The sequence below is a fragment of the Arenibacter arenosicollis genome, from assembly GCF_014397245.1.
Lineage (GTDB): Bacteria > Bacteroidota > Bacteroidia > Flavobacteriales > Flavobacteriaceae > Arenibacter > Arenibacter arenosicollis.
In genome coordinates, this window is sequence record NZ_JACLHY010000016.1 from 16439 (window position 1) to 33820 (window position 17382).

At 39.8% G+C, this 17382-nt stretch carries 15 protein-coding genes; 10 read left to right on the top strand and 5 right to left on the bottom strand.

The window, feature by feature from the left end:
* The first annotated feature begins 615 nt into the window (after positions 1-615).
* Positions 616-1989 (top strand): Gfo/Idh/MocA family protein, encoded by a 1374-nt coding sequence (locus H4O18_RS14770; protein WP_187585908.1) that lies wholly within the window; start codon positions 616-618, stop codon positions 1987-1989.
* Between the two features lie 222 nt (positions 1990-2211).
* Here H4O18_RS14770 and H4O18_RS14775 read toward each other — a convergent pair whose 3' ends face one another.
* Both H4O18_RS14775 and H4O18_RS14780 read right to left on the bottom strand, forming a co-directional pair.
* On the bottom strand, positions 2212-2421 hold the full coding sequence (locus H4O18_RS14775) for a hypothetical protein (RefSeq protein WP_187585910.1): 210 nt from the start codon (positions 2419-2421) through the stop codon (positions 2212-2214).
* A gap of 41 nt (positions 2422-2462) precedes the next feature.
* Positions 2463-2723 (bottom strand): hypothetical protein, encoded by a 261-nt coding sequence (locus H4O18_RS14780; RefSeq protein WP_187585912.1) that lies wholly within the window; start codon positions 2721-2723, stop codon positions 2463-2465.
* A 291-nt stretch (positions 2724-3014) separates the two neighbouring features.
* Here H4O18_RS14780 and H4O18_RS14785 point away from each other — a divergent pair, with 291 nt between their 5' ends.
* Together H4O18_RS14785 and H4O18_RS14790 are read left to right on the top strand one after the other, a co-directional pair.
* Positions 3015-4667, top strand: coding sequence for a hypothetical protein (locus H4O18_RS14785; RefSeq protein WP_222942423.1), 1653 nt, complete (start codon positions 3015-3017; stop codon positions 4665-4667).
* 134 nt (positions 4668-4801) lie between these two features.
* Positions 4802-5137 (top strand): avidin-fold protein, encoded by a 336-nt coding sequence (locus tag H4O18_RS14790; RefSeq protein ID WP_187585914.1) that lies wholly within the window; start codon positions 4802-4804, stop codon positions 5135-5137.
* A 304-nt stretch (positions 5138-5441) separates the two neighbouring features.
* Here the strand turns inward: H4O18_RS14790 and H4O18_RS14795 are convergent, their stop codons facing one another.
* A complete protein-coding gene (locus tag H4O18_RS14795) occupies positions 5442-5930 on the bottom strand; it encodes a YybH family protein (RefSeq protein WP_187585916.1) in 489 nt (162 codons plus the stop codon).
* A gap of 301 nt (positions 5931-6231) precedes the next feature.
* Between H4O18_RS14795 and H4O18_RS14800 the strand changes: the two genes are divergently transcribed.
* Positions 6232-6561, top strand: a complete 330-nt coding sequence (locus H4O18_RS14800) for a TfoX/Sxy family protein (RefSeq protein WP_187585918.1) — start codon at positions 6232-6234, stop codon at positions 6559-6561.
* Positions 6562-6610: 49 nt separating this feature from the next.
* Here H4O18_RS14800 and H4O18_RS14805 read toward each other — a convergent pair whose 3' ends face one another.
* Entirely contained in the window at positions 6611-7567 is a 957-nt protein-coding gene (locus tag H4O18_RS14805; RefSeq protein ID WP_187586070.1) for a helix-turn-helix transcriptional regulator, read from the bottom strand.
* A gap of 324 nt (positions 7568-7891) precedes the next feature.
* Between H4O18_RS14805 and H4O18_RS14810 the strand changes: the two genes are divergently transcribed.
* The 5 genes from H4O18_RS14810 to H4O18_RS14830 all read left to right on the top strand — a co-directional run bounded on the left by H4O18_RS14810 (position 7892) and on the right by H4O18_RS14830 (position 14469).
* A complete protein-coding gene (locus H4O18_RS14810) occupies positions 7892-8383 on the top strand; it encodes a DinB family protein (RefSeq protein WP_187585920.1) in 492 nt (163 codons plus the stop codon).
* A 20-nt stretch (positions 8384-8403) separates the two neighbouring features.
* A complete protein-coding gene (locus H4O18_RS14815) occupies positions 8404-8622 on the top strand; it encodes a hypothetical protein (protein WP_187585922.1) in 219 nt (72 codons plus the stop codon).
* Between the two features lie 367 nt (positions 8623-8989).
* The gene (locus H4O18_RS14820) at positions 8990-11626 is read left to right on the top strand and encodes an MGH1-like glycoside hydrolase domain-containing protein (protein ID WP_187585924.1); all 2637 of its coding nucleotides are present in this window, start codon (positions 8990-8992) and stop codon (positions 11624-11626) included.
* A gap of 198 nt (positions 11627-11824) precedes the next feature.
* Positions 11825-13111 carry an acetylxylan esterase gene (locus tag H4O18_RS14825; protein ID WP_187585926.1) on the top strand — a complete coding sequence of 429 codons (1287 nt, stop codon included), beginning with the start codon at positions 11825-11827 and terminating at the stop codon, positions 13109-13111.
* A gap of 68 nt (positions 13112-13179) precedes the next feature.
* Positions 13180-14469, top strand: a complete 1290-nt coding sequence (locus H4O18_RS14830; RefSeq protein WP_187585928.1) for a Gfo/Idh/MocA family protein — start codon at positions 13180-13182, stop codon at positions 14467-14469.
* Positions 14470-14493: 24 nt separating this feature from the next.
* On the opposite strand, the gene H4O18_RS14835 is transcribed toward H4O18_RS14830, so the two are convergent.
* Entirely contained in the window at positions 14494-16275 is a 1782-nt protein-coding gene (locus tag H4O18_RS14835) for a PQQ-dependent sugar dehydrogenase (protein ID WP_246474309.1), read from the bottom strand.
* A 456-nt stretch (positions 16276-16731) separates the two neighbouring features.
* On the opposite strand from H4O18_RS14835, the gene H4O18_RS14840 reads away from it, so the two are divergent.
* Positions 16732-17196, top strand: a complete 465-nt coding sequence (locus tag H4O18_RS14840; protein WP_222942424.1) for a hypothetical protein — start codon at positions 16732-16734, stop codon at positions 17194-17196.
* Positions 17197-17382: the final 186 nt, after the last annotated feature.

Genomic DNA, 17382 nt, shown 5'->3' on the forward strand with positions numbered 1-17382 from the left:
CTCAAAAACTGATATTCCCTGATCAGCCTTGCTTCACCTCTATTACCTACCTCACCTTTATTCCTTTATAAACTAAATAAAATTCTAGAAGAGTGATGGATAATTTTAAATTAACATCAATTTCTCGCTGTGGAGATCTGGCCCATATTTAAAGATAACATTTTTATCCAATGCCTGTGTTATAATCTCATCCTCCGAATTAAGGCACTGGTTTATAACCTACTTTTTTCTATTATCATTTAAATCAAAGGAATAAAAGAAAAAATCATAGCCCCGTTTTTGAAGCTAGAAATGGCTCAAGGACAAAAAAAATAGTTTGTTGCTTATATTCTTGGGGTTTAGACCCTAATGTGCAGAGGAGTTTGTTAGGTCTGGAAAGAGCGGTGGGACTTTGTATGATCACCAAGCCTTTCTAAATAACACCAGATAAACGACAAGGATGGAGATAGACTTGTCATAGAATCAGAAAAACTGCCATCGAAAGGTGTAATATTGATTATTGTTATTATCTTTTATAAATTTTTAGCAAACATGACCTCTGCGGTAATGTTGGGATTAATTTTCAACCAATCAACCATGGGATTATAGTAATTCAATCCCAAAATTTATATCTCAATGAAAAAGCAACAAAAATCGGTATCGCGACGAAGATTCTTGGATTCAATTACTACAGCAGCACTTGCAGTTCCCTTTTTGGGAACTTCCGCCATAAGTTTGGGATCACCAAAGAACAAACTAAAACATGCTTGTATAGGTGTCGGTGGAATGGGATGGCACGACCTCCAAAATTTTAAGCAGCATCCTGACGTACAAATTGTAGCATTATGTGATGTGGACGCAAAAAACCTGCAAAAGGCGGCGGAACTTTTTCCAGATGCCCGTACTTATTCCGATTGGCGCAAACTTCTTAAAAAGGAACACGACAATATTGACTCGGTCAATGTAACGGTACCGGACCATAACCATTTCGCCATTGCCTATCAGGCGATTCAAAATGGAAAACATGTCTATTGTCAAAAGCCTTTGTGTCATGATGTGGCAGAGGTTCGCAAACTTACCGAAGCGTCAATAAAGGCTGGGGTAATTACCCAACTTGGCACCCACCATGCCTCGGGCAAAGGTGATCGTTCGGCGGTTCAAATAATAAAGGATGGTGTTATAGGAAAAATCAAGCACGCTTATCTTTGCTCCAACCGTCCCGCAGCGATCGAGACCTATAGGCTACCAGGCCCGCGCCCACCCAAAGGGCAGGAAGTGCCTTCCCATTTAAATTGGGACCTTTGGACCGGAACTGCTCCGATGCGCCCCTATGCCCCCAATATCTATCATCCGGCCATATGGAGAGCATGGCAGGATTTCGGAACAGGATGGTCCGGAGATATCGGATGTCATATATTTGACGCCGTTTGGAAAGGCCTTGGTTTAAAAGCACCTATGTCGGTCGTAGCTAAGGTCCAAGAGTCTTGGCAAGAATCCACGGAACGTAACGGCGATACCTGGCCTCAGGGAGACCATATCACTTGGATGTTCCCAGGGAACGAATTTACCGAATCGGATGTGCTACCTCTGGAATGGTTTGACGGGGAGTTTTATCCACCTTGGGAAATACAAGCCCTGTTTCATGGGAAACCATATCCAGCAGAATCCGCCATTCTTATTGGAACCGAAGGAGCCCTGCTCATACCTCACCGTGAAATGCCCGTTCTATTGCCTGAAAATAAATATATGGATTACGAAATGCCAAATTTGGATGACCGCAATCACTACCACCATTTTGTGGATGCCTGTTTGGGAGGTGAAAAAACAGAATCGCATTTCGCCCAATCCGGCCCCATGACCGAAGCCATCCTATTGGGCACGGTTGCCATACGTCTGCCCGACACGGTCCTGGAATGGGACCCGACCAATATGTTGTTCACAAACCATCCAAAGGCCAATAAATATCTTCAACGTAAGTATCGCAAAGGCTGGAGTGTGGCGGGATTTTAATGGGTCTGACAAATCGAAGGTTTTAGAAGCAAGAAAAATAATATTACTGCCCTTTGAATACACGGCTTGATTTCATTTCCGAATAGAATGGAATTTGGAACTGGATACCAAACTAAACCAATACGTCATTTTATTTAAGGCATGTGCACTTCAAATTCCATAATGGCATTATGTACTTCAATTTGCAGTTCTTGTTCCAAAAAACTTTCTAATTGGTTTATATTACTCTTTTCTAACCGGGAGTTTGGATACGGCCTTAAGGGAGTCTGACTGGATCTCTGCAATACCTACCGGAGAAGCACACCTAACAAAATTATTAAAACATGCACAAACTTCAGGACTCTCTTGACAAGCTTCATTGTCGCTTGCACAGGAATTACCAATTATTAATAATGAAAAAATAGCCAGAATAAATAAAAATTTTGTTCCCATAACCTCTATTTTTAAAATTATAACTTATTTCTAAACCAAATCTATATAAAGAGCTCATCTTCAGGTGCTACGTATGTAACAAAGCATATAAGAAATGAACCAAATACATAATTTGGTGAAACAAAATATACCCCCGGCACTGCTACAGGGATGCCGTCGCGGTCCCTGCCTTCGGCAAGCAGGCCTGTCTTCGGTAGGCAGGCCTGCCTACCAGAGGTAGGCCTAAGGCAGAACATTGGGTATTCCCCATTATTACATTCAATACTTTTTTCCATCAAGGAAATGCGAAGTTTTGGCTGCACTGAATCTCGATTTGGCAGCAAATCATCGATTTCATGAATACTTTTGAAAATCGTTAAATAAACATTGAATAAAAAAGTATTGGAAAAAATCTAGACTGATTTTAAATTCCTTTAAATCCTCGCATTTTAATTATTTTCCCAGTGCGAATCTGTTGGAAACCTACAATTCAATGAAATGTTTTTTGTATTTATACCTGAAATTCTTAAGTTTTTGATGAAATTTACGCAGAGACCTAATGTCCAATAAACTTTTTTATTATCACTAAAATTGATGACCAACCACAATCACCTATGATGAAATATTTCTTCTTAATTATCTTATTCTTTTCCTATGTCCAATTAGTACAGGGACAGACCGAAAGCCCTCTAGAAAATGTAGTGATCACTACCAAAAAGAAAAAAACCCAAGTTTCCACAAATAAAAAAGGCGAATTGCATGTCAATGTATCCCCTAAGGATGTCCTTAAATTTAAAGCCAAGGGTGTAGTTCACTATAGTGACTTTGGGGCCAGTGGAGACGGGAAAACCGACGATTTGGATGCTATCGCTGCAACCCACGCGTTTGCCAATCAGTACGGTCTTAAGGTGAAAGCAGACGAGGGGGCCACCTACTACATTGGAGGAAAGGAACGCACCGCGATCATCCAGACCGATACCGATTTCGGCACAGCTTCCTTCCTCATTGACGATACCGAAGTTGAAAACAACAAAGCTTCTATTTTCTTGGTAAGTTCCAGCCTACAACCGTTTAAACTTGAGGGGATATCTTCGCTTAAAAAAAATCAAGAGAAAATCGACGTCTCCCTACCAACATCCTGTCTGATCACGGTTACAAATTCCAACCAAAAGCACTATATCCGCTATGGGCTGAACCAAGACAATGGATCCACTCAAACAGATATCTTTGTTGTTGATAAAAACGGCAATGTAGATTTGGATGCTCCCATTATATGGGACTTCGATCAGATTACCGATGTAACTGCCCTACCCTTGGACGAGGTAACGCTAACCATCAGCGGAGGTCGGTTTACCACCATTGCCAACAAGGCTGAATCCAAGTATAATTATTATAGCCGCAATATAATGATCAAGCGTTCCAATGTAGTTTTGGATGGGCTGGAACACCGTATCATTGGGGAAGGAGATCATGGCGCGCCCTATGGCGGTTTCATCACTGTTCGTGACTGCGCTTATATAATGGTTAAGAACTGTATCCTGACGGGACACAAAACCTACAGCACCATTGGTTCGGCGGGGAAGCCCGTCTCCATGGGTACTTACGACATTTTGGTCAACCGTGCCCTTAATGTATCATTTGTTAACTGTAGTCAGACCAATGATATCAACGACAAAACTTATTGGGGAATACAGAGTTCCAATTACTCCAAAAATCTTGTCTATGACAATTGTACCTTTTCCAGGTTTGATGCCCACAAAGGGGTTGCCAATGCCTCTATCAAGAACTCTACTTTAGGACATATGGGAATCAATGCCATTGGCAGTGGGCTCTTGACCGTTGAGAACACTACTATCCAAGGAAGGAACCTAATCAACCTACGCTCTGACTACGGCAGTACATGGCAGGGAGACATCGTTATCCGTAACTGTGTTTTTGTACCTGAAGGAGGCAAGCTAACCAGTGCCAGCTTAATTGGTGGTTCCTATTCCGGGCAGCACGATTTTGGCTACACCTGTTATATGCCCGAACAGATCACCATAGAAAATCTTCATATAGATGATTCCAATCATCCAGAAGATTACCTTGGTCCAGCCATTTTTAAGGATTTCAATGAAGAAATGACCGATGATTCCTATCAAGAGAAGTTTCCATATATCATAACCAATGAAATTTTTCTTAGGAATGTTACCACTGCCAGCGGCAAGGACTTGATAATAAGCAGTAATCCGTTCATGTTCAAGGATGTGAAAGTCTCTACTTATTAAATTGCGCATAGAGAGCCCTTTTGCTTGGAAATCTACGTATCCCACAGGTATTGTAGTGCTTAATTTAAAACTGGCTTGCAAATTAATGTGAAGTAAATTAAAAAAATGAATTGCATATAACAGGAGATAATTAAATGACTTATAACAACAAAGCTTTTAGACCCATTAAAAATTCTGAAAATGGAGAGACATCAGAAGAAACCATTTTTGAGTACAAGCAAAATGGCTCAATATTGACTTCGGATTACAGTGGTGGACAAATTGTTAGAGGGCACTTAATTGGACTAGTGGACGAAAACGGAAATATTAAAATGAGTTACCACCAAATAAACATTAAAGGCGAAATAATGACTGGGATTTGTTTTTCAAAACCTGAAGTTATGCCAAATGGCAAAATTCGTTTGCACGAAACTTGGGAATGGACTTCAGGGGACAAATCAAAAGGAATGTCCATTCTAGAAGAACTATAAAACCATCTACACTTGTGGGCCCATGTAAATACAGCTTCCCCCCTCTTTCCTATATAGAATCATTAGTTTAAAATATCTAAATTGGATTCCGGAAAATTCCATTAAGCCCAAAAAATATGACTGCTGGAATTGGGAAGTAGAAAATAAATGGCGAATTGCCAGGTTTACTTGTCAAACCCTGGAAAAAGAAACTATAACTCCCCATTAAATATGGTGGCGGACAATTCTGTTGGAACTGTCCGCCTCCAATTATTAATTAAACCTAATGGAAAATCAATAAAAAATAGCAAGAGTGTTTTCTGAATTACATTCCAGACTTAACAGCTGCTGTAGTAGTACTCATATCTCGGATACAAACATACTTTCCATCCCGTTTCTGAAAATAGGACATATAATTTCCATTTTCCACTTGCTTACCTGAAGCATCAAAATCGGTCCAGGATCCTATCTCAACCGCTGAATCACCTTCCACGAATAGGTCGACAATTTTATATACGCTGTAATTTTCTGTTGTATCCTTTGCAATATTATTTGCAATATATTCCCTGATGGACGCCTTACCCACAATAGGCTTTCTGTTCCGGCTATAACTAATGGCGTCATCACTGTAATAGGCGACTACGGCATCGGCATCCTTCGCTTTTTCACCAGCTGAATATGCGTCTTCCATAGCTTGAATTTCGCTTGTTATTTTTTCCATATCAACTGTTTCCTTTTTTTCGGCCGGTGCACACCCAACAAAGGTCAAAGCCATACCTAGTAAAAATCCAAATAATCCAATTTTTTGTCTCATAATGATCATGTTTTGGTTTGTTATTGAATTTACAACTTAAGCATGATAATAACTATATTTATCGAGCTTAAGTTATTTTTGGATAATTTCAGGTAAGGTTATTGGCGCCAACGGGGCATTGGTGTAATCCGATTTTCAAAAAAATTGGTTTGGTATACCTCTTTGTTTGGTGTAAGTGGTGAGTTTTGATTATTTATTTTAATTTGTGTGATGTGAAATAATGGGATTCCACAATATTTTTTGGTCAAATTGACTAGACCCCATTCTGACTACTCTTTAACCAAAACCTAACATAAGGATTATGGCTTACAGTGAAATACTTGCAGATAGAATTAGGAAAGCCTTGGCACACTTGCCGAATATAGAGGAAAAGAAAATGTTCGGCAGTTTGGCGTTTATAGTAAACGGTAAAATGTGTTTAACCGCAGGGCCACAAAGAATAATGTGCAGAATAGACCCAACACTGCATGAGCTCCAATTAAAAAAGGATGGATGTACAAAAGTTGTTATGGGAGGTCGGGAATACCGAGGTTATATCCATATTAACGAGCAGAGTTTGGAAAAAGAAAAAGACTTTGAACATTGGATAAAACTCGCCTTGGAATACAATATACAACTGACCAAGAACTAATAGGACAATATCTCCAAAGGTTTATTGCACCTCCATTTTTAGACATAAACTATAGTTTGGAAATAGCCTTTCCCAATATGTCCCTTACCCTATGCTTTAAACTTTCTGGCTCCAATATTTCGGCATAATCTCCAAACATAAGGTACCATCTCGGAAATCCATGCTCCAAATCCGATGACATAAATGTCATCTCCACCTTATTATCCTTTATTTTCTCCGAAACAAAACCATAATGCTTTTTACTGCTACCAATATATCTGGCTACTCCTTTATCCACCAATATTTTAATCCTTACTTTTTCCCTATTTACCTCTTTGTTTAGATGGTCATCCAAACTTCCATGCTCCCGACTAAAGGGATGTGGCGTTCTTTTAATACCCAACATTCTGTCCGTTCTAAACTGCCGATAATCATTTCTGTAGTGACAGAACCCCAACACATACCAAAAGTTATTTTCATGAAAAAGACCTACAGCTTCAATATGTCTTTCAGTAGGATTCTCGCTCTGCATAGAGTGGTACTTTAGGAATACCTGTTTTTTTTCTGCAATACTTTCAAAAAGAATTTCAAGGGCATTTGGTATATTTTCATTGAATAGCTGTTGTGAAGGGTCTACCGTTATTTGTGATTCCAATGCTGAAATCCAATCTTTTTCACTGCCTCTTAAAACCGACTTTACCTTAAACATGGCCGATTGATGATAGTTGCCAAGCGATTTGTCCACAAACTTTTGCATCAATTTTTCAGCAGCAACAAAACTTCCCGCTTCTTCACGGGTAAACATAACCGGTGGTAAACGATAACCTTCCATAATGGAATACCCAACTCCGGCCTCACTTACTATGGGTACGCCAGAGGCTTCCAAGGTTCTTATATCTCTATAAATGGTACGGAGGCTTACTTGGAAACGATCTGCCAATTCCTGTGCCTTTACTATCCTTTTCGACTGCAGCTGTACCAAAATGGCTACTATACGATCAAATCTGTTAACGGTATCCAAACCCATAATTGCATAACATATTTCCCAAAGATAGGACTTCAAATAAAAGTATAATCCAAAATTCACCTTCGATTTATACATAACCGTTCATCATTTACTGCATAAAACCTTCAAACACCGATGTCAATAAAATCAGTATACAAATTAAAGGCCTGCAAGTGACAACCTATTGTCAACAGTAACTGCAATAATATTTTTATTCCTTTAATCAATTCAATATCAATAATTTAGATTTTATTATGAATTTATTTTTATACTACTGACAAAGGGCTGTCACTACCTCCGATTAATTTTGGTTCAGAAATATTAATCACTTAAAAATGTATAATTATGGAAAATACACTAAACAAGTCATTACAAGTAATCACTACTGTAGAATTATTGAAACACTGGCAAGATCATAGAGCCTTAACACGCAGAACAATTGATGCATTCCCAGAAAAAGCCTTCTTTAATCATACTATTGGGGGTATGCGTCCGTTTTCCGAAATGGTTATGGAACTTTTGGCAATTGCCGCCCCGGGTCTTAAGGAAATTGCTTCAGGGATTACTGCTCCGTTCAATGAAAATATAGAACACGGTAATCAAAAAGCAAAAATACTTGAACTTTGGGATAATGCCACTGAGGAAATCAACACCTATTGGTCGCAAATTAAGGAAGAACAATTTCAGCAAACCATAAAACTATTTGGACAATATGAAGGTACTGTTTGGTCTTCCATATTTTACTTTATCGATAATGAAATTCACCATCGAGGGCAGGGCTATGTCTATTTACGCTCTTTGGGTATAGAACCACCTGCATTTTATGAGCGTAATTAAAAATTAATTAAAGTAGGGATATGAAAACCATTTTGGTATTTAAAACGTCTGTATCTAAAAAACGGCAAATTAAAACACTAAAACCTGTCTTAAATAATTTGATTACCAAAAATGACTACTGGAATTTTGACCTGGAGGATTGCGACAATATCCTTCGGGTCGAAACCCAAGCGGTACAGGTAGACTCGGTAATACGAATACTAAAAAAGCATGGCTTTTATTGTGAGGAATTGGTATAAGAAAATAACTTTTACCCGTCTTGTTTAAGTGCGAAACGAGTGTAGCGACGGCCTATTTCGCATTTTGCTGCACTTGGTCAGAGGTCATTGGGCTTAATTAATGTTCTTCAGAATGTCTTCTCCCTTATAAATCGAATATGAATTCATCAATTTAATATCAGTTTTATTTACAGGATAATAAAAGATTACGAATTGCAATCCCAATTAGGTAATATTAAGCACTTTAGTGGCTCACTGATTAAATAAGCTTTATTTTTGCGCCCAAACAAGCAAAAAAGAGGAACCTCTATACTGTTTTCAACTGTAAAGAACCAAACTCTTTTGTAAGCTGCGGTTTAAAAAAGCTGAAAATCAAAATATTATCTGAATGGCATATTTGACCCCGAAAATTGCTGAGGAAGAAAGACTGGCAGTACCCGACAACTACAAAAATTGGAAAAAATGGGGGCCCTATTTGGCCGAAAGGCAATGGGGTACTGTTAGGGAAGATTATAGTGCTCAAGGAGACGCATGGAATTTTGTAGATCATGATAAAGCACGTAGTAATGCCTATAGATGGGGTGAAGAAGGTATAGGCGGATTTTGCGACTCTAGGGAGATTTTATGTCTGGCACCTGCCTTTTGGAATGGTAAGGACGACATTTTAAAAGAACGCTTATTTGGTCTCACAAATAATCAAGGGAATCATGGCGAGGATGTCAAGGAACTTTATTTTCATCAGGTATCCACACCTACACACTCCTACAGCAAATATTTATATAAGTATCCACATAAGAAATTTCCGTATGTGGACTTGGTCAAAAACAATAAAAGAAGTCGGGATGAAGCGGAATATGAGCTATTGGACACGCCTAGTTTTAAGAAAAATGCCTATTTCGATTGTTTTATAGAATATGCCAAAGCCGATGTGGACGATATTCTCATGAAGATCACCATAGTAAACAGAGGTCGTAAAAGGGCAAATATCCATGTTTTGCCACACCTTTGGTTCAGGAATTTTTGGAAACACAACAAACGCTTTAGTCGCCCGCGAATTAAATCAATTGCCGATAATTGCGTGCAATCCCGAAGCATTAGAAACGGCCGACATTATTTTTATCATGAAAATGGCAAACAGCTTTTCTGTGAAAATGAAACCAACAATAAGCGTATTTATAATGTACCCAATGAGGTGGAGTATGTTAAAGATGGAATTAACGATCATGTCATAAACGGCAAGCGCACCGTTAACCCTGAAAAGAATGGCTCCAAATCGGCCATCTGGCACAAATTTAAGCTAAAGGCCGGAGAAGAAAAGAGTATAAGGGTACGTCTCAGTAAAAAGAAATTGCAAGATCCCTGGGCAGATTTTGATGCTATATTTGAGGAAAGGATAAAGGAATGTGAGGAATTTTATGATAGCAAACTAAAGAAAAACTTGCCTGAAACCCACCAAAAGATAGCCAAAAGTGCCTTCTCAGGTTTGTTGTGGACCAAGCAATTCTATTACTATGATGTCTTTAAATGGCTTTTTGGAGGACCAGGTGAGCCAAAACCAAATAGGATCAGTGCCAGGAATTTTAGTTGGCAACATCTTACCAATAGGCATGTAATATCTATGCCGGATAAATGGGAATATCCCTGGTATGCGGCTTGGGACCTTGCTTTTCATATGGTTTCCTTTGCTGAAATAGACCCCTATTTTGCCAAAGAACAATTACTACTTGTACTACGGGAAAGCTATATGCACCCCAACGGACAAATTCCTGCCTACGAATGGAACTTTAGCGACGTTAACCCTCCCGTCCATTCCTGGGCGGTTTGGAACGTGTATGAAAAGGACCAACAAAGGAATGGTAAAGGAGATACTAAGTTTTTGGAAAATGCTTTTCAAAAACTACTTATCAATTTTACTTGGTGGGTAAACCAAAAGGATAAACACGGTACAGATCTCTTTGAAGGCGGTTTTTTGGGGCTAGATAATATTGGCGTGTTCGATCGGAATCATATGCCACATGGCGTTAGTAGAATGCAACAAGCCGATGCCACCAGTTGGATGGCTATGTTTACCGTAAATATGCTGCGTATGTCACTGGAATTGGCGAAGACCAATAAAGTTTATGAGGAGTCCGCGGCCAAATTCTTTAGACATTTCCTAAATATTGCCTGGGCCATGCACCATATAGGGAAAAAAGATATCTCACTTTGGGATGATGAGGATGATTTTTATTACGACGTAGTTGAGCTGTCCTCAGGTGAAACGAGCCGATTGAAAGTGAGGTCCTTAGTAGGTATCATACCTTTATTTGCTGTAGAGATAATACATAAGGATCTCTTTGAACAATTAAAGGAATTTAAAATAAGAGCTGTCGATATTATTAGAACCCGGCCAGATTTAGCCTCTTTAATCTCCAATATTGAAGAGACCAATAAGGATGGCAACTATCTTTTTTCGATTATGCGCGCCTATAGGTTGGAAAAGCTCCTGAAACGGCTCTTGGACGAAGATGAATTTCTTTCGGACTATGGTATTAGATCCCTATCCAAATACCACAAGGATCATCCTTTTGTATTTCAACACAATGGCCATTATAGCATTCACTATGAACCAGGGGAGAGTCGTTCCAATATGTTCGGGGGCAACTCAAATTGGCGAGGGCCCATATGGATGCCATTGAATTATATGATCATCCAATCTTTGCGAAAATATTATACGTTTTACGGACCAACTTACCAATATGAATTTCCCACTGGATCGGGTATTAAATTAAACTTAAAGGAAATAGCCAATGAGCTTACCAAGAGGTTGGTAAAACTTTTTGAGCGGAACACTGAAGGCAAATTTCAATATCACGCAGATGATCCCAATAACTTATTCTCGAAAGATGAGCACTTTAAGAACCAACATCTGTTTTACGAATTTTTTGATGGCGATAATGGTAAAGGGTTGGGTGCTTCGCATCAAACGGGATGGACAGCATTGATCGCCAATCTCATCATGGAAATGGAAGAATCCGAGTCCTAAACCGGACATTTTCCAAACACTTATAAAAATCTAGACCTCACATTGTGGGGTCTCCTGTATTTAAGGACCTTAATTCCACCTAATTTATTATCTTTCTACGGTGGTAGGGAATCATTACCAATTTCTTCCACTTAAAATAAAAGCATGCTCCCCCGTATTGCTACAATGTTGAACACAAACCAATCCAAAAGATTAAGAATGAAAATTTTCACTTCCCTTGTGTGCTTTCTCCTTTTTAGCACTTATTTAATTGCACAACCCCGCCAAGAACTTGTAGAAGTCATTGTAAGTCCAAACCATTCCGATTGGACCTACTCTATTGGGGAACAGGCCGAGTTTACAATTTTAGTTTATAGAAACAATGTAGCTCTGGACGATATCGAAATTAAGTACACCGTTCAACCAGATCCTGGATACCGTACCTTAAAAATTTGGGATGAGGGCACGCGAACCCTTAAGAACAATTCCACAAAAATTAAAGCTAAAAAGTTCAGCGAACCAGGATTTCTCCGTTGTACAGCAACCGTTGAAGTAGATGGGAAGGAGTATTCATCCTATACTACGGTAGGTTTTGCACCAGACAAAATACAGCCTACGACCACCTTACCGAAAGATTTTGAAGCGTTTTGGAATAAAGGCAAGGAAGAATTGAATCAAGTACCTATGAACGCGGTACTCACTTTGATGCCCGAACGCTGCACGGACAAGGTAGATGTATACCATGTGCAATTGGACAATATAAAAGGAAAAATCTATGGCATTTTAACCAAACCCAAAAAAACTGGTAAGTACCCTGCCATTCTACACGTGCCCGGTGCGGGCATACGGCCCTATTATGGGGAAATTGACGAAGCTGCGGAAGGTTTTATCTCCTTTACTATTGGTATCCACGGCATTCCCGTAAACCTGGATCAAAGCGTTTATGATGCTCTTGGTAAAGGGGCCCTGAACGGTTACCAGACCTTTAATTTGGATGATAGGGATAATGCCTACTACCGCCGTGTATATCTTGGTTGTGTTAGAGCCGTAGATTTTATAGAAAGTGTGGACGGTTTCAATGGCGAAGATATTGCAGTTACCGGTGGTAGCCAAGGCGGTGCGCTTTCCATAGTCACCGCAGGTTTGGATGATAGAATTGATTATCTGGCGGCCTTTTACCCCGCCCTATCCGATATGACTGGATTTTTACATGGACGTGCCGGAGGTTGGCCACAGATTTTCGTAGACGACTTCACCAATAAAACAGAGAAAATAGAAGTTTCCAAGTATTATGATGTTGTAAATTTTGCACGCTTTGTAAAAGTACCGGGCTGGTACAGTTGGGGGTATAATGACAATGTATGCCCCCCTGCCTCTACCTATTCCGCCTATAATGTATTAACGGCCCCAAAGGAGCTACATCTTTTTCAAAAGACTCAGCATTGGACCTACCCGGAACAACAGGAATTGAGAAAAAAATGGCTAATAGCCAAGCTTAAAAAATAAGAAAGATTAGGTGCCATAGTTTTTGGCATGGCCTTACCCTATATTTAATTGAACCAAACCAAGCGTACATGAAGTCAAAAGACCAACATCGTAGAGAATTTATTAAACAAAGTGGTTTGGGCCTATTGGGCCTAACCCTATTACCTTCGGCATACGGCAGGATTGCCCCTAGCGATCGCCTAAGGGTTGCCCACATTGGCGTGGGCGGAATGGGCAACAGCCATATGAAATGGTTCAGTGCTCTGCCGGAAGTAGATGTAGTAGCACTTTGTGACGTAGACGAAATGCACCTTGCAAGTAGCCTAAAAACAATGGAAACCCTTCAGCCCGGAAAAAAGGTGAAAGGCTATGGTGATTTCCGCAATATACTGGACCGAAATGACATTGATGCCATCACCTGTGCTACTCCTGACCATTGGCATGCACAGATTGCAACTATGGCATTTCAGGCCGGAAAAGATGTGTACGGTGAAAAACCGCTGTCCTATGATGTTAAAGAAGGGCAAATGATGCTCAAAAATTTGGAAAAACACGACCGTATTTTCCAAATGGGAACGCAGATACATGCTACCGATAATTACCATCGAGTGGTGGAAATTATAAAGTCGGGCGCCATTGGTAATGTACACACGGTTCGATTATGGAAAACAGGGGCGCCACCAAATTTGGGCAATCCTAAAAGTGTGGCCATCCCCAAAGGCCTTAACTGGGATATGTGGCTGGGACCTGCACCTTATGTAGATTATATGCCGGAGAAATGTCACTTTACGTATCGCTATTTCTTGGATTATTCCGGAGGTTTCTTTGCCGATTTCTGGTGCCATATTGCCGATGTTGCCTTTTGGGCCTTGGAACCCAAGGGTCTAAAAAGTATTGTTGCCCGAGGAGAAAAAGCCGAAGGCATCGCTGACACTCCCAAATGGATTGAAATCGATTATGAGTTCGACGGTTTAAATCTCTATTGGACCAGTGAACCTCCAAATGTTCCTGGTGCCGCAGAGCGAGGAATCGGAGCCTATTTTGAAGGAGACAAGGGCAGTTTGATATGTGATTACAATACACGTGAAATCACCATCAACGGTGTAACCATGACCGATATCCCCGAAATTCCACAAAGCATTATCCGCTCTCCAGGGCATCAACAAAACTTTGTGGATGCCGTAAAATCGAGAACCCAACCCGAATCAAATCTGGCCTATGCCCGCACCATGACTTTGCCCATGCATTTGGGATTAATTTCATACAGATTGGGAAGAAAACTCAATTGGGATTCGGATAAGGAGAAATTTATTGGAGATAAGGAGGCCAATGGCCTTTTATCCAGAAAACCACGGAAACCCTGGCAATTGGTAAAGTAACCGTTCATGCAATAAAAGCCCTTTTTAAAGGGCCTTATTTTGTTCCTCTTTTTTCTTCTTTGAAAAGTACCTGCCTTGTTTTACGTAGTAGGATCCCACAGGAGGGGCGTTATCACCAAATTCCTTTCTTATGTAGGTCAGGATCTGGGCAATCTCTTCATCTTCCAAATAGTCCACTGGTGGCATCACTCCGTCAAAAGATTTACCATTCACTTCAATAGGGCCGCTTAAACCGCTCAATACAACATCTATTAGAATTTGTTGATCCCCTTTTACCCATTCCGATCCAGCAATGGGTGGAAACCTACTGCCATCACCTTTACCGTTGCTCATATGACATGTACCGCAATATTTATTATATAATATTGCTCCTGCTTCTGCCCTAAGCGGTGTAAGATCGTCTTTTATTTCATCGGGAGTTTTTATATGAGGTAACTTTTTGTGTTCTTCCATTTGTGCAAGTTGCACTTGACCGAAAGTCTTCTTATCCCCCTTATACATGACTCGCCAAATCTTTCCATGCTCACTTTCACTTACATACAACGAACCATCAGGCCCCATGGCAATTCCCATTGGTCTGTACCCTGCGTCGTCCGTATCAACAATTTTATCCACTTGGGTAAAACCATCGGCAAAGATTTCCCATTCGCCAAATTTTCCATTTTTAAATGGTACAAAACCAATAAAATATCCGGCCTGGGGGAAAGGAGCTCTTATGGTTGACCCATGAAAAGCTATAAAGGCTCCATTTTTGTAATGCTCTGGGAATTGATCCCCTTGATAAAAATGTAGGTCGTTGGGTGCCCAATGCCCAGGGAAACCAATTATAGGCTGCTCGTATTCAGCCCCTTTTCCTTCCTTTTTACCATCCCCGCCATATTCTGGATTAAGCAATTTTTTACCCTGCATATGATCGTAATAGTAGTATGGCCAGCCTGCATCGGTCCCATCCTGTATCCGAAGAAATTCTTCCGAAGGCAGCATAGCACTTTGCCATGGCGAATAGTATTCGGGCCAATTGCGGTGCATATTGTCCCTTCCGTGCTGCAGGGCATACAAAGTATTGTCGTAGTGGTTCCAGTCCATCCCAACCACACTTCTAATTCCGGTCGCATAGCGGTAGCCATCTTTTTGGACCTGTCCGGGTTTATTGGCATCAAATTGCCAAATGCCACCGTGCCACTCCAACTCCGGACAAGGATCTAGCCCCAATGCACCCGGCATTCTATTTTGCTCTTTAGACTGACATACATCGCCTGGAGATCCGAATGGGACGTACATATGACCGTCATCATCAAAAGTCAGGGGCTTTGCAATATGCGAATATCCGTAAATGGAATTTTGATAATCATCAGTGAGCATAACTTCAGGTTCACTTTCCGGGATTAGTTTACCCCTCGTCAGTTTTTGTCGGTATACCGTACTGGCGGTACTGTAATACAAATAATTCTCATAAATGCGCATTCCAGTGGCATAATAACCCCGTTGATCAAATACCCCAAACCGTTTTATGATGTCCGCTTTCCCATCATTATTGGTATCGCGAAGTCCAATATTTTCGCCCTCTTCATGGGCAAAACGCATTTTAATATAAATATCCCCATTCTTATTTACGGCAAGATGGCGCGCAGGCCCAATACTATCTACCACCACAACGGCCTCAAAACCTTCAGGTAGGGCCAGTCCCCCATTATCAGGGTCGCCTGGAGGTAAAGCTTCAGTACACTGTACCAAAACACCGGCAATAAGTAGAATAAATGGGATTGTTTTAGATCGGGATAGCATTGTGACCAATTTATGTTTCATTTTTTCAAGACTGGAGTGAGGAATAAAAATGCTATAAATTAGTTCATAATTCATTTAAGCTTCGTTACTAAAATTAGTATTAATTATTTGAATTTAAAAATTTGATTCCCCTAATCAATATTTCCGATTAACCCAAAAACTTGAATATGACTCAAAATAGAGAAGATCATCAAAAAATTAAAAGAGAACACTTAAGAAGGACCATATCTCCATTGGGAATGGTTAATTGATTTGGAAGTTCCCTCCTTAGTCTGGCAGGCCCTTGGCTATATTGCTTGCCAAGTTGCCGGGATACCGCCGGTTGGTTGGAATAATTTATAGGCCACCAAGACATGGACAATGGCATTTGGCGGGTATTTTTTAGTAACGTATTTTTAGGTTACTTTGATGGGGAGTATTTTAGAAATAAAGAACATAGTAAATTAACTTAAACCATTAATCCTAAAACATATCAAAATGAAAACTCTAAATTTAAAATTATTTGGGTTTTTAACCCTTATAATAGGTCTTTTAATTTCATCTTGTTCAACAGATGATAATAAATCTCCAAGCAATAATACTCAAGAAACTATAAAAAGCAATGTTGAATCCGGTACTTGGCGAATAACAAGTTTTATAGATTCTGGAAACGACGAAACCGTACATTTTAATGGTTATAATTTTACTTTTAGTAGTTCTGGTAAACTAACTGCTAGCAATGGTATTAATAATTATGTTGGCACATGGAGTATTACGGATAGTAATAGTAATGATGACAGTCGTGATGATTTAGATTTCAATATAAATTTTGATCTTACAAACGATTTTGAAGATTTGAATGACGATTGGGACTTTATTTCCAATTCTGCAACAAAAATTGAATTGATCGATGTTAGTGGTGGAAATGGAGGAACTGATTATCTGACATTTGAGAAAAATTAAGACAACACTTAACGACGATTAAAGAGCATGCAAATAAAGGCTAGACCAAAGGTTTGTGCTTATTTGTGATATTTCCAAATAGAATATTACCCAATTGCGAAATGTCACTTTTTGGCTTTTTGTGAATATTCGAATTAAAGGAAAAATGTCAAAATTCCTCTCTGTGTTAATCTGAAAAGTTAAGGG

What these genes read in the sequence shown, in the direction of transcription:
- H4O18_RS14805 (WP_187586070.1), bottom strand. Translation starts at nt 7,567, where the DNA reads ATGGGTTTGGATACCGTTAACAGATTTGATCGTATAGTAGCCATTTTG.
- H4O18_RS14785 (WP_222942423.1), top strand. Translation starts at nt 3,015, where the DNA reads ATGATGAAATATTTCTTCTTAATTATCTTATTCTTTTCCTATGTCCAA.
- H4O18_RS14790 (WP_187585914.1), top strand. Translation starts at nt 4,802, where the DNA reads ATGACTTATAACAACAAAGCTTTTAGACCCATTAAAAATTCTGAAAAT.
- H4O18_RS14815 (WP_187585922.1), top strand. Translation starts at nt 8,404, where the DNA reads ATGAAAACCATTTTGGTATTTAAAACGTCTGTATCTAAAAAACGGCAA.
- H4O18_RS14800 (WP_187585918.1), top strand. Translation starts at nt 6,232, where the DNA reads ATGGCTTACAGTGAAATACTTGCAGATAGAATTAGGAAAGCCTTGGCA.
- H4O18_RS14820 (WP_187585924.1), top strand. Translation starts at nt 8,990, where the DNA reads ATGGCATATTTGACCCCGAAAATTGCTGAGGAAGAAAGACTGGCAGTA.
- H4O18_RS14770 (WP_187585908.1), top strand. Translation starts at nt 616, where the DNA reads ATGAAAAAGCAACAAAAATCGGTATCGCGACGAAGATTCTTGGATTCA.
- H4O18_RS14835 (WP_246474309.1), bottom strand. Translation starts at nt 16,275, where the DNA reads ATGAAACATAAATTGGTCACAATGCTATCCCGATCTAAAACAATCCCA.
- H4O18_RS14825 (WP_187585926.1), top strand. Translation starts at nt 11,825, where the DNA reads ATGAAAATTTTCACTTCCCTTGTGTGCTTTCTCCTTTTTAGCACTTAT.
- H4O18_RS14810 (WP_187585920.1), top strand. Translation starts at nt 7,892, where the DNA reads ATGGAAAATACACTAAACAAGTCATTACAAGTAATCACTACTGTAGAA.
- H4O18_RS14830 (WP_187585928.1), top strand. Translation starts at nt 13,180, where the DNA reads ATGAAGTCAAAAGACCAACATCGTAGAGAATTTATTAAACAAAGTGGT.
- H4O18_RS14795 (WP_187585916.1), bottom strand. Translation starts at nt 5,930, where the DNA reads ATGAGACAAAAAATTGGATTATTTGGATTTTTACTAGGTATGGCTTTG.
- H4O18_RS14775 (WP_187585910.1), bottom strand. Translation starts at nt 2,421, where the DNA reads ATGGGAACAAAATTTTTATTTATTCTGGCTATTTTTTCATTATTAATA.
- H4O18_RS14840 (WP_222942424.1), top strand. Translation starts at nt 16,732, where the DNA reads ATGAAAACTCTAAATTTAAAATTATTTGGGTTTTTAACCCTTATAATA.